10 protein-coding genes and 1 pseudogene are annotated in these 12,312 nt (G+C 63.6%); 3 read left to right on the forward strand and 8 right to left on the reverse strand.

Translation table 11 applies throughout. The features are described 5' to 3' along the window. Positions 1–82 precede the first annotated feature (82 nt). Both hfq and hflX read left to right on the forward strand, forming a co-directional pair. Complete coding sequence (gene hfq / locus HK436_RS16495) at positions 83–331, forward strand: RNA chaperone Hfq (RefSeq protein WP_173193545.1); 249 nt, start codon at positions 83–85, stop codon at positions 329–331. Then, positions 332–1,726, forward strand: coding sequence for a GTPase HflX (hflX, locus tag HK436_RS16500; RefSeq protein WP_376769169.1), 1,395 nt, complete (start codon positions 332–334; stop codon positions 1,724–1,726). 10 nt (positions 1,727–1,736) lie between these two features. Here hflX and HK436_RS16505 read toward each other — a convergent pair whose 3' ends face one another. The 3 genes from HK436_RS16505 to mazG form a co-directional block, all read right to left on the reverse strand. Continuing rightward, positions 1,737–2,597, reverse strand: a complete 861-nt coding sequence (locus HK436_RS16505; protein WP_173191507.1) for a sigma-70 family RNA polymerase sigma factor — start codon at positions 2,595–2,597, stop codon at positions 1,737–1,739. Continuing rightward, positions 2,597–3,067 carry a carboxymuconolactone decarboxylase family protein gene (locus HK436_RS16510; protein WP_173191509.1) on the reverse strand — a complete coding sequence of 157 codons (471 nt, stop codon included), beginning with the start codon at positions 3,065–3,067 and terminating at the stop codon, positions 2,597–2,599. Before HK436_RS16510 ends, HK436_RS16505 begins: the two co-directional genes overlap by 1 nt. Before the next feature lie 89 nt (positions 3,068–3,156). Then, positions 3,157–3,981, reverse strand: a complete 825-nt coding sequence (mazG, locus tag HK436_RS16515; RefSeq protein WP_173191510.1) for a nucleoside triphosphate pyrophosphohydrolase — start codon at positions 3,979–3,981, stop codon at positions 3,157–3,159. A gap of 175 nt (positions 3,982–4,156) precedes the next feature. Here mazG and metH point away from each other — a divergent pair. Further along, a pseudogene (gene metH, locus HK436_RS16520) lies at positions 4,157–7,941 on the forward strand (methionine synthase). A gap of 28 nt (positions 7,942–7,969) precedes the next feature. On the opposite strand, the gene HK436_RS16525 reads toward metH, so the two are convergent. From HK436_RS16525 to HK436_RS16545, 5 genes are read right to left on the reverse strand one after another with little or no spacing between them, the layout of a single operon-like run. Further along, the gene (locus HK436_RS16525) at positions 7,970–8,455 is read right to left on the reverse strand and encodes a hypothetical protein (RefSeq protein WP_173191513.1); all 486 of its coding nucleotides are present in this window, start codon (positions 8,453–8,455) and stop codon (positions 7,970–7,972) included. Between the two features lie 27 nt (positions 8,456–8,482). Next, on the reverse strand, positions 8,483–9,532 hold the full coding sequence (locus HK436_RS16530; RefSeq protein ID WP_173193549.1) for a D-TA family PLP-dependent enzyme: 1,050 nt from the start codon (positions 9,530–9,532) through the stop codon (positions 8,483–8,485). Between the two features lie 13 nt (positions 9,533–9,545). Further along, complete coding sequence (locus tag HK436_RS16535; protein WP_173191515.1) at positions 9,546–10,457, reverse strand: MurR/RpiR family transcriptional regulator; 912 nt, start codon at positions 10,455–10,457, stop codon at positions 9,546–9,548. Next, positions 10,457–11,530 carry an ABC transporter ATP-binding protein gene (locus HK436_RS16540; protein WP_173191517.1) on the reverse strand — a complete coding sequence of 358 codons (1,074 nt, stop codon included), beginning with the start codon at positions 11,528–11,530 and terminating at the stop codon, positions 10,457–10,459. The genes HK436_RS16535 and HK436_RS16540 overlap by 1 nt, the downstream gene beginning before the upstream one ends. Positions 11,531–11,542: 12 nt before the next feature. Next, complete coding sequence (locus HK436_RS16545; protein ID WP_173191518.1) at positions 11,543–12,298, reverse strand: SDR family NAD(P)-dependent oxidoreductase; 756 nt, start codon at positions 12,296–12,298, stop codon at positions 11,543–11,545. Between the last annotated feature and the right edge of the window lie 14 nt (positions 12,299–12,312).

Consider the following 12,312-nt stretch of genomic DNA (forward strand, 5'->3'; position numbering starts at 1 on the left):
TGTTGTTGCGCGCTTGACAGGGCGCACCCAAATGGGCGCTATTAGTGGCATTCCGTTGGGGGATCGGCGAAAGACAAGAAAAATGGCGGAACGGACCCAAAACTTGCAGGACGTGTTCCTGAATTCAGTTCGCAAGAGCAAGAATCCACTCACAATCTTCCTTATCAATGGCGTCAAGCTGACAGGCGTCGTGACGTCGTTCGACAATTTCTGCGTCCTCCTGCGACGCGATGGCCATTCGCAGCTCGTGTACAAGCACGCAATCTCGACCATCATGCCCAGCCAGCCGGTGCAGATGTTCGACGGCGACGAAAACGGCCGGGAAGCCTGATTGACCCAGACCGAACGGGCAGGGGGCTCTCGGCGCCGCTCGACAGGAGTGGCAAAGGACCAGATGCCCCAGGAAAAGACTGCCCGCGCAATCATTATCGTGCCGGTTTTGACCCGGCTGCCGAAGGCATCGGGAGACGAGGCTGCAAGGGCACGCCCTCGCCAGCCACGGTCCGCACAGGCGCGCCTTGAAGAAGCCATAGGTCTTGCCGCGGCGATCGATCTGGACACCGTCCATTCCGAGATCGTCACGGTCAACGATCCACGGCCGGCAACCCTTCTCGGAACCGGCAAGCTGGATGAATTCGCCACCATCGTGAAGGACAATGAGGCGGAGCTGGTCTTTGTCGACCACCCGCTGACACCGGTGCAGCAGCGAAACCTCGAAAAGGCGCTGAACGCAAAGGTGCTGGATCGCACTGGCATCATCCTCGAAATCTTCGGCCGGCGCGCCAGGACACGCGAAGGTGCGCTGCAGGTGGACCTCGCTCACCTCAACTACCAGAAGGGCCGTCTGGTCCGAAGCTGGACGCACCTTGAGCGCCAGCGCGGCGGCGCGGGCTTCCTCGGCGGCCCCGGCGAAACCCAGATCGAAGCCGACCGTCGCATGCTGCAGGAAAAGATCATGCGGCTGAAGCGCGAGCTGGAGACGGTGCGGCGCACCCGCGACCTGCATCGCTCCAAGCGCCGCAAGGTGCCTTATCCGATCGTCGCCATCGTCGGCTACACCAACGCCGGCAAGTCGACGCTGTTCAATCGCATGACCGGGGCAGGGGTACTGGCCGAGGACATGCTGTTTGCGACGCTCGATCCGACCCTGCGCCGGGTACGGCTGCCGCATGGAACGCTCGTCATCCTGTCGGACACCGTCGGCTTCATCTCCGACCTGCCCACCCATCTCGTCGCTGCTTTCCGCGCCACGCTGGAGGAGGTGGTGGAGGCGGACCTGATCATCCACCTTCGCGACATCTCGGACCCCGATACGGCCGCACAGGCCGAGGACGTCGCCCGCATTCTGGGCGATCTCGGCGTCGACGCGTCCGATGAGCGGCGTGTGCTGGAAGTCTGGAACAAGGTCGATCTTCTGGACGAAACCGACCGGGAAAGGCTGTTGCAGGCTGATGGCGGAACCACGAAGCCCGTTGCGATCTCCGCGATTTCCGGTGAAGGCGTCGATCGCCTGAGCGCGCTGGTGGAAGAACGCATTGCGGGTGCCACGGCCACCGTCCGGGTGAAGCTGACGACCGCGCGCGCCGGCGAGATCGACTGGGTCTACCGCAATGGCGACGTGATCGGGCGCGAGAACCACGAAGACGGCAGCGTCGATCTCATCGTCAACGCGACCGCTGCCATTCGCAAGGAAATCGAGGAACGCTTCGGACGCGCGGCGGAATAGCCGGCTGCGCTCAGTTCAGATGCCTCAGCTTCTCCGGATTGCGCACGATGTAGATCGCGGTGACGCGACCATCCTCGATGTCGAGTGTCGTAGTCTGTATCTGTCCATCCGCCTCCAGTGATATGAAGCCCGGCAACCCGTTGATGAGACCGGCTCGAACAAGCTTGGAGCCGCCGTCCTTGAAGACCGCGACGAGGCTCTCGTGCACCTTCATGACCGCCTCGAAGCCGATGATAGGCTCCAGCGCGGCCGGCCGCTTGCCGCCACCGTCCGAATGAACACTCACACCGGCGGCCAGCATCGCGCCGAGCGCCGTCATGTCGCCGCTGCGGGAAGCGGCAAAGAACGCCTCTGCGATCTCCTTGCCCGTCTGCCTGTCGATCTCGAAGCGCGGCCGCGCTTCGCGCACATGGGCACGCGCTCTGACCGCAAGCTGACGGCAGGCGGCCTCATCCCGCTGTATCGTCTGCGCAACCTCGTCGAAGTCGAGGCCAAAGACGTCGTGCAACAGGAACGCTGCGCGCTCGAGCGGTGACAGCCGTTCCAGTGCGAGCATAAGAGGCAGCGTGACATCTTCCTGGACGTCTTCCTCCATGACCGGCTCCGGCAACCATGGCCCGATATAGGTCTCCCGCCTGTGACGCGCCGACTTGAGCTGGTCGAGACAAAGCCTGGTGACAGTGCGCCGCAGAAATGCGCCGGGTTCCCTGACCGCGCTCCGGTCGGCCGCGTGCCATCGGATGAATGCCTCCTGCACCACATCCTCGGCGTCGGCGACCGAGCCCAGCATGCGGTAGGCAACCCGCATCAGCATGGCACGCTGCGGGGAGAAACTCCCCGCAGCGTCGTCGCTTGGGCGCGCCTGCGGCATCAGGCGGCAGCCTGTGCGGCGGTCTTGGCCTCGGCCGGATCGAGCCAGAGGCCGAAGCCGACAGCAAGCCGGTTCCAGCCGTTGATGACGTTGATCATCAGGGTGAGCTTCACCTGCTCCTCCTCGCTGAAATGGGCCTGAAGCGTCTCGCGTGCGGCATGGTGTTCATGCCCCTCGCAAAGACGGGTCAGTGCGTCCGTCCAGGCCAGAGCGGCGCGCTCGCGGTCGGTGTAGCACGGTGCCTCACGCCACGCCGACAGCAGATAGATGCGCTGCTCGGTCTCGCCCTTCGCGCGCGCCTCGGCCGTATGCATGTTGAGGCAATTGGCGCAGCCATTGATCTGCGAGGCGCGGATCTTGACCAGTTCGATGAGGCTCGGCTCCATGCTTGAGGCGACGGCCATCGACGTTCCGGTCCAGGATTTCATCAGCGTCGGCGCGGCGGCAAAGAGATCGATTTGTGCAGTCATGGTTCGCTTCCTTCTGTTGGGTTCGAAACCATGACGAGATCGAAATCGCTGCAGTGACATCGCGACGAAATTTTCTCGACTTCAGTCGGCTATTCTGCTGCCTTGGCCTGCTGCCAGAGCGCTTCCATGTCGTCGAGCGAGGCATCGTCGAGCGTACGACCCTGCGCCTCAAGCGCCGCTTCGACATAGTGGAAGCGGTTGCGGAATTTGTCGTTGGTGCGCCGCAGCGCGTCTTCGGCGTCGAGTTTCAGATGACGGCCGAAATTGACGATCGCGAAGAGCACGTCGCCGAACTCGCCGGCGACTTCGTCTTCCGCGCCCTTTTCCATTGCCTCCCGCAATTCGCCGATCTCCTCCTCGATCTTGTCGAGGATCGGTTTGGCCTCTTTCCAGTCGAAGCCGACGCGTGCGGCTTTTTCCTGCAGTTTCAAGGCGCGCGTCAGGGCAGGGTGGACCAGCGGTATGCCGTCCAGAAAGCCCTTGCCGTGATCTTCCGGGTCGAGCCCACGCGCAAGGCGGGCAGCGCGCTTCTCCGCCTTTTCCTCGGCCTTGATGCGTTCCCACATGCCCTTTGCCATGCCGGCGCCGCGCGCCGCCTCGTCGCCAAAGACATGCGGATGGCGGCGGATCATCTTCTTCGTCACGGCATGAACCACATCGCCGAAGTCGAAGGCGCCTTCTTCTTCAGCCATGCGAGCATGGTAGACGACCTGCAGCAGCAGATCGCCCAGCTCGTCACGCAGGTCGTCGCGGTCATCACGCTGGATAGCGTCTGCGACCTCGTAGGCTTCCTCGATCGTATAGGGTGCGATCGACGCGAAATCCTGCTGGACGTCCCACGGACAGCCGGATTCGGGGTCGCGCAGCGCCGCCATGATCTCGATCAGGCGGGCAATGTCTTTGGAGGGCGTCATGGCGTCAGCTCGCGGGGTTGGGGCGTTGCAGCCACCGAGAGGTAGAACGCCGCAGCGGCCTTGTCCACGACCGACGCGACCAATTCATCGATCAGGCTCCGGCCCTGCATGTTGACATAAAGATGTCTTTATGTGACGACAGACTGTGTCGTCCAAGGAATAAGTAGTGTCGCAAATGCCTTCACCGATAGATGCCCTTTTCGGACCCGAAGCCCCGAAGCCGGATGGTTCGGAGATTTTCGCGGCGCTGGCGGCAGCCGCACGCAAGCGCATTCTCGTCCTCGATGGCGCGATGGGCACGCAGATTCAGGAGTTGGGCTTTCACGAGGATCATTTTCGCGGCGACCGCTTCACCGGCTGTGCCTGCCACCAGCAGGGCAACAACGACCTGCTGATCCTCACCCAGCCGAAGGCGATCGAGGAGATTCACTACCGCTACGCGAAGGCGGGCGCCGACATTGTCGAGACCAACACTTTTTCCTCCACGACCATCGCGCAAGCGGATTACGGCATGGAGGAGATGGTCTATGAGCTGAACCGCGATGGTGCCCGGCTTGCCAAGCGCGCCGTTTTGCGCGCCCAGCAGGAAGACGGCCGCCGCCGCTTCGTCGCCGGTGCATTGGGCCCAACGAACCGCACCGCCTCGATCTCGCCCGACGTCAACAATCCCGGCTATCGCGCAGTTTCCTTCGACGAGCTGCGCATCGCCTATGGCGAACAGCTACGCGGCCTGATCGACGGCGGCTCCGACATCATCCTGATCGAGACCATTTTCGACACACTCAACGCCAAGGCCGCGATCTTCGCGGCGGAGGAAGTGTTCGACGAGAAGGGCGTTCGCCTGCCGGTGATGATCTCCGGCACGATCACCGACCTTTCCGGCCGTACACTTTCCGGTCAGACGCCGACCGCCTTCTGGCATTCCATAAGGCACGCGAGACCGTTTTCCATTGGCCTTAACTGCGCGCTGGGCGCGGCCGCGATGCGGCCGCATCTGGCCGAGATTTCCGGCGTCGCGGACACTTTCACCTGTGCCTATCCCAACGCCGGCCTGCCCAACGCATTCGGCAAATACGACGAAAGCCCCGAATTCATGGCCGAACAGGTCGAGGAATTCGCCCGCGAAGGGCTCGTCAACATCGTCGGCGGCTGCTGTGGCTCGACGCCGGAGCACATCGCGGCAATCGCCGAGGCTGTGTCCCGCCACACGCCGCGCGGCCTGCCGACGGTGAAACCGCTGATGCAGCTTTCCGGCCTCGAGCCGTTCACGCTCACGGACGACATTCCCTTCGTCAACGTCGGCGAGCGCACAAACGTGACCGGCTCGGCGAAATTCCGCAAGCTGATTACCGCAGGAGACTACGCCACTGCGCTCGACGTTGCGCGCGACCAGGTGGAAAACGGCGCGCAGATCATCGACGTCAACATGGACGAGGGCCTGATCGATTCGAAGAAGGCGATGCAGGAATACCTCAACCTGATCGCCGCCGAACCGGACATCGCCCGCGTGCCGGTGATGATCGACAGTTCCAAATGGGAAGTGATCGAGGCCGGCCTGAAATGCGTGCAGGGCAAACCGGTCGTCAATTCGATCTCCATGAAAGAGGGCGAGGAGGCCTTTCTCCACCAGGCGAAGCTGTGCCGCATGTATGGCGCCGCCGTCGTCGTCATGGCTTTCGACGAGGCCGGACAGGCCGACACGAAGGAACGCAAGGTCGAGATATGCACGCGTGCTTACAAGCTGCTGACCGAGAAGGCCGGTTTCGCGCCGCAGGACATCATCTTCGACCCCAACATTTTCGCTGTTGCGACGGGCATCGAGGAACATGACAATTACGGTGTCGACTTCATCGAGGCGACCCGTGAGATCATTCGGACCCTGCCGCACGTCCACGTATCGGGCGGCGTGTCGAACCTGTCATTCTCCTTCCGCGGCAACGAGCCGGTGCGTGAGGCGATGCATGCCGTGTTCCTCTACCATGCCATCCAGGCCGGCATGGACATGGGCATCGTCAATGCGGGGCAGCTCGCCGTTTACGAATCGATCGATCCGGAGCTGCGCGAAGCCTGCGAGGACGTCGTCCTCAATCGCCGGCCGAAGGCAGGCAACACCGCGACCGAGCAGATGCTCGAGATTGCCGAGCGCTTCAAGGGTGCGGCCGGCAAGGAGGCGAGGGAAAAGGACCTCAGATGGCGCGAATGGCCGGTGGAGAAGCGGCTTGAACATGCGCTCGTCAACGGCATCACCGAATACATCGAGGCCGACACCGAGGAAGCCCGGCAGAACGCCGAGCGTCCGCTGCATGTCATCGAAGGACCGTTGATGGCCGGCATGAATGTCGTCGGCGACCTCTTCGGCGCTGGCAAGATGTTCCTGCCGCAGGTCGTGAAATCGGCGCGCGTGATGAAGCAGGCCGTGGCCGTGCTGCTCCCATACATGGAAGCGGAGAAGCTTGCCACCGGCGGCGGACAGCGCCAGAGCGCCGGCAAGGTTCTGATGGCGACCGTGAAGGGCGACGTCCACGACATCGGCAAGAACATCGTCGGCGTCGTTCTGGCGTGCAACAATTACGAGATCATCGATCTCGGCGTGATGGTACCGGCAACGAAGATTCTGGAGACCGCCCGAACAGAGGAGGTCGATATTATTGGCCTTTCCGGGTTGATCACGCCGTCGCTCGACGAGATGGCCCACGTCGCTGCCGAGATGGAACGCGAGGGCTTCGAGATCCCGCTGCTGATCGGCGGCGCCACGACCAGCCGCGTGCATACGGCGGTGAAGATCCATCCGCGCTACGAACGCGGGCAGGCGGTCTATGTCACCGATGCCAGCCGCGCCGTCGGCGTCGTCTCCAGCCTGCTGTCTTCGGAGCAGAAACCCGGCTATGTGGAAACGCTGCGCGCGGAGTATCGCAAGGTCGCCGACGCCCACCATCGTTCCGAGGCCGAGAAGCAGCGCCTGCCGCTGGCCCGCGCGCGCGCCAATGCCCATCGTATCGACTGGTCTGGATATGAGCCGACGAAGCCGGCCTTCCTCGGCACCCGAACCTTCGAGACCTGGGATCTGGCCGAGTTGGCGCGCTACATCGACTGGACGCCCTTCTTCCAGACCTGGGAGCTGAAGGGACGCTATCCGAAAATCCTTGAAGACGAGAAGCAGGGCGCGGCCGCGCGCCAGCTCTTCGCCGACGCGCAGGCGATGCTGGAAAAGATCATCGCGGAGAAGTGGTTCACCCCCGCGCCGTCATCGGCTTCTGGCCCGCAGGGGCGGTTGGCGACGACATCAGGCTGTTCACGGGTGAGGGCAGGGCGCAGGAGCTCGCCACCTTCTTCACCCTGCGCCAGCAGCTCGCCAAGCGCGACGGCAAGGCCAATTTGGCGCTTTCCGATTTCGTCGCGCCTGTCGACAGCGGCAAGCCCGATTATCTCGGTGGCTTCGTGGTGACGGCCGGCATCGAGGAAGTCGCCATCGCCGAACGCTTCGAGCGCGCCAACGACGACTACAATTCGATCCTGGTCAAGGCGCTTGCCGACCGCTTCGCGGAAGCCTTTGCCGAGCGTATGCACGAAAAGGTGCGCAAGGAGTTCTGGGGTTACGCCGCCGACGAGGCTTACGCGCCCGACGAACTGATCGGCGAACCATATGCCGGCATCCGCCCGGCCCCCGGTTACCCGGCGCAGCCGGATCACACCGAGAAGGCAACGCTGTTCCGCCTGCTCGACGCCGAACGGCAGGCAGGCGTCAGCCTCACGGAAAGCTACGCGATGTGGCCGGGTTCGTCGGTCTCGGGGCTCTATCTCGCCCATCCCGACAGCTACTATTTCGGCGTCGCCAAGGTCGAGCGCGACCAGGTCGCGGACTACGCCCAACGCAAGAACATGGATATCGCCGAAGTCGAGCGCTGGCTGGGGCCGATCCTCAACTATACGCCCGGCGCTTTCAAGGAGGCGGCGGAGTAGCGTGTTTGGGCGGACCGCGTTGCTGTGCTCAGCGCCCGAGCGGATGAGGCATGTAGCCGACGAAACCGGTGATCTTCCACCGGCCACCGAGCTTTGAGCAGAAATAAAGCGTCTGCCAGTTGAGCCGGTCTTCGGTGCCGTCGGCCTTGCGCACACTGCCGTTGAACTTCTTGTGCAGCACCGCGCGATCGCCATCGATATCCATGTCGCGCATGTTGGTCACGCGGAAAAGCGCGTCACGCAACGGCTCGGCGAACTCGGTCGCCGCGGTCTCCTTGGCCTGGCGCAGCCATTCGTCGCGATAGGTCGCGACATCGGGAAACTGCAGCCGCCAGGAATCGGCGTCATTCAGGAAATGCGCATGCATGCCGAAGAAGCGGTCGTCGGCGAAATCGTCGGCCACCATCGACCAGTCCTGCGCGAGAAAGGCGTCGATGTCGCGATGCACCAGCATCTCCCACAATGCGTGACGGTCGGCATCGCCCTGCGGGAAGGGGTTCTTGTCGTAGATCATGAGTCGGTCCGTTGGTTGGCGTAAAAATCAGGCGAGCTTGCCGCGTGCCGCGACTGGCACGGTTTCCAGCACGATCTCGCCGTCGGTAAGGTTGACCACGTCGAAGAGGTTCGAAACGACGCAGACGTGATTGGGGATGATGCGCACCTTCTCGCCGATCTCCGGCTTGATGGCGCAGGCTGACAAATCGACGATGCCATGCTCCTCATTGAGCGTTGTGATGACGGCGGCGGGATATTCGACGATGTGCCCGTGACCCGGCACAGGAGCCATATCGGCGGCGAGCGCTTTCGAGCCGGTGTCGAGGACGGCGCGGTTCTGCGTCGGGCGGCTCACCACGGTGGCAAGCACGGTCAGCGCGCAATCCGCAAGCGTGCCATGGCCGAAAGCGACCTGCATCCGGTCGGAATAGATGTAGGTGCCCGGCCGGTGCTCGGTCGCGCTCTTGACGGTTGCCGCCGCGTAGAAGTCGGGTGACCCGCCGTTCGACACCGTGTTCACCGCGATGCCGTTCTTCTCCAGCAGGGTCACCGCATCCTCGAGCCACCGTTCGACGGCTTCCAGCGCGCCGCGCGGCGGATAGGTCATCAGCCCTTCGAAGCGAAGGCCCGGTGCGGCCTCGATCCGGCGGGCAAGCGCCAGCGCCTCGTCGGCCGACTGGACACCGCACCGCCCGGCGCCGATGTCGCATTCGATCAGGACGGGCAGGGGGCGTGCGGGGTCGGTAAAGTGGTCCGCGTAGCCCGCGACCGTCACGGCGCTGTCGGCACTGACCGACATGTTCACGCGTTGATGCAGGGCCGCCAGCCGCTCAAGCTTCCCTTCACCCAGAATGTTGTAGGGGATGAAGATGTCGGTGATGCCGCCATCGGCCATCACCTCGGCTTCGCCCACCTTCTGGCAGGTGATGCCGATGGCACCAAGCTCACATTGCAGCCGGGCGAACGTCGGCAGCTTGTGCGTCTTGATGTGCGGGCGCAGTTTCAGCCCGTTCGCATCGGCATAGGTCTGCGCGCGCGCGAGATTGGCATCCACCTTCGTCCGGTCGATGACCACGGCGGGCGTTTCGAGGTCCATGATACGCAAAGTGTCAGTCTCCGATAGGCAGGTCAGGGTTGCGGATGTTCTGGCTTGCAAGGCTGTGGCGGACGCGCCGCAGCGATTCGAGCACCTTCGGCCCGATCGTCTGCGCCGTGGCCATGGCCAGTATGTCGACCGCCTCCAGAAGGGCATAACGGGTGGAGGACGGCTTGTAGAGGTTGCCGTCTTCCTTGAACGTCAGCGGCAACAGGGCGTCACCTGCCTTGGCGAGCGGCGTGTTGGGAGATGTCACGACGATCGCTTTCGCACCATACTGCCGCGCGATCGTCACCGCATCGCGGACCGATGCCGCCTGGCCTGAAACCGAAAAGCCGATGACGACCGCCTTCGGCTCGAGCACGGAAGCGCTCATACGCTGAAGCTGCGGGTCGGTATGCGCGGTCACATGGAGGCCGAGGCGGAACAGCCGGTTCTGCAATTCGACGGCCGCGAAGGATGACCCGCCGCCGGTGCCATAGACGAGGATCTGGCTGGCACGACAGATTTGCCGCGCCATGCCTTCGATGTCGACATCGGCAAGCCCCATGGACATGAGGTCAAGGGCGGCGTGCGCACCGGACGCCACCTTGGCGATCACCTGCGCGGACAGCGGCAGCTCCTCTGCCGGCACGCTCGGCTCGCGCAGATAGGCGCCGCCTATGGCCAGCGCCTGCGCCAGATGAAAACGCATCTCGCGTGTGCCTGGAAAGCCCAGCCCCCGAGCCAGCCTTGTGATCGTCGGTTCGCTGACGCCCGCCCGTTCCGCAATCTGCGCAATGGGTGCGTGCGCGGCGAATTGCGGGTCGGCAAGGATACTCTCCACGAGCCTGATTTCGGCGCCGCGCCCGCGTTCGAGCCGGTCCTGCAAACGGGCGATGATGTCGACCGTGCGTTCGGGGGCTGCGGGGGCGCGTGTGTCCATCAGTGGAAGTCTCCTCCGAGCCGCTGGCCACGTTGTGTATCGAAGAGATGGACGTGCTCGACGGGCACCGAGAGCCGAAGCTGCTCACCCGGTTTCGGCAGTTCGCGGTCGCGCAGCACAACCCGCACGTCTTCGCCTGCAATGGTCCCGAACACATGGATTTCCGGCCCTGTCGGCTCCACGACGCTGACAGACAGGGCCAAAGGCCCCTCAGGGTCACGGCGATAGGCTTCCGGTCGGATGCCAATCGTCACCTGGCGCTCGCCATGGCCACCGGCAATCGGCAGCTTGGTGCCATCGCCGAGGGTCGCGACCGGCGAACCGTTTTCCGAAGCGGTGCTGCCCTGCAGGAAACTCATTGCAGGCGAGCCGATGAAACCGGCAACGAAGGTGTTCGCGGGGTTGTCGTAGAGCTCCAGCGGCGTGCCGACCTGCTCGATATGGCCACTGTTCATCACAACGATGCGATCGGCCATTGTCATGGCTTCGATCTGGTCGTGGGTCACGTAGACGATCGTGGTGCCGAGCTTCTGGTGAAGCGCCTTGATCTCCGTGCGCATCTGGATGCGCAGCTTGGCGTCGAGATTGGAAAGCGGCTCGTCGAACAGGAACACTTTGGGATCGCGCACGATCGCGCGCCCCATCGCCACGCGTTGCCGCTGGCCGCCGGAGAGTTGCCCCGGCCGTCGGTCGAGATAGTCGCCGAGATTGAGGATTTCCGCGGCCCTGCGGATACGTGTTTCCGTCTCGGCCTTGGGCTCTCCGCGCACGCGGGGGCCGAAACTGATGTTCTCGCGCACCGTCATATGCGGAAACAGCGCGTAGGATTGGAATACCATAGACGTGTCGCGCTTCTGCGGCGGGACGTCGTTGGCCCGAACGCCCCCGATCACCAGATCGCCGCCGGTGATGGGCTCCAGCCCCGCAATCATGCGCAGCAGGGTGGACTTGCCGCAGCCCGACGGCCCCACGAGCACGACGAATTCGCCATCGTCGATCGACAGCGAAAGCTTTTCGATGACCGACATCGATCCATAGCTCTTGGAAATGTCCGTCAGTTTCAGATCGGCCATTGATCGTGCTCCTCAGACGGCGATTTGTTCCAGGAAGGGCAGGTTGCCCGCCGATATACCGGCATCGACCGGCAGGACCGTTCCCGTGATGCCGCTCGCCAGCGACGAGACCAGAAAGGCCGCCGCCCGCGCCACTTCCGCTGGCTCCACCATGCGCCCGAGCGGGTAGAGCTGCTTCACTTTGCCCAGAATGGCCGGATCGCGCTCGATGCGATGATCCCAGGCCATGGTTCGTACGGAGCCCGGAGCAATAGCGTTCGCGCGGATGCAGTTGCGGCCTTCCTCCGTCGCGATTGCCCGCATCCAGGCGAGCAGGCCCGCTTTGGCAGCCGCATAGGCGGGGTTTCCGTAGTGGGAAAGCGCATTAACCGAGGAGATGAAGACGAAGGCTCCGCCGCCATTGTTTCGCATCGCGGGCAGGAAAGCCTGGGACAAACGCGCCGCGCTGCGCAGGTTGAGGTTCAGCTCATGCGAAAGCGCATCGGCGCTGACATCGGCAAGGGTTTCGGCACGTGTCCAGCCGGCATTGGAGATGACGGCGTCGGGGGTACCGCCGGCGCAGATCTCTGCTGCCGCAGCCTCGATCGCCGCATCGTCCATCAGATCGAAATGACGCGCCTCGGCCACGCCCGGCAGTCCAAGGTCGGCCCCTTCGATGTCGCAGGCGACCACCGCAGCACCAAACCCCGCCAGCACCTCCACCATCGCGCTGCCGATGCCCCCGGCAGCGCCTGTAACCACAATTCTGTTCCCTGCAAGATCGATCATCGCACTCCCATTCG

It is taken from the genome of Neoaquamicrobium sediminum (assembly GCF_013240295.1).
Taxonomy (GTDB): Bacteria; Pseudomonadota; Alphaproteobacteria; order Rhizobiales; family Rhizobiaceae; genus Aerobium; species Aerobium sediminum.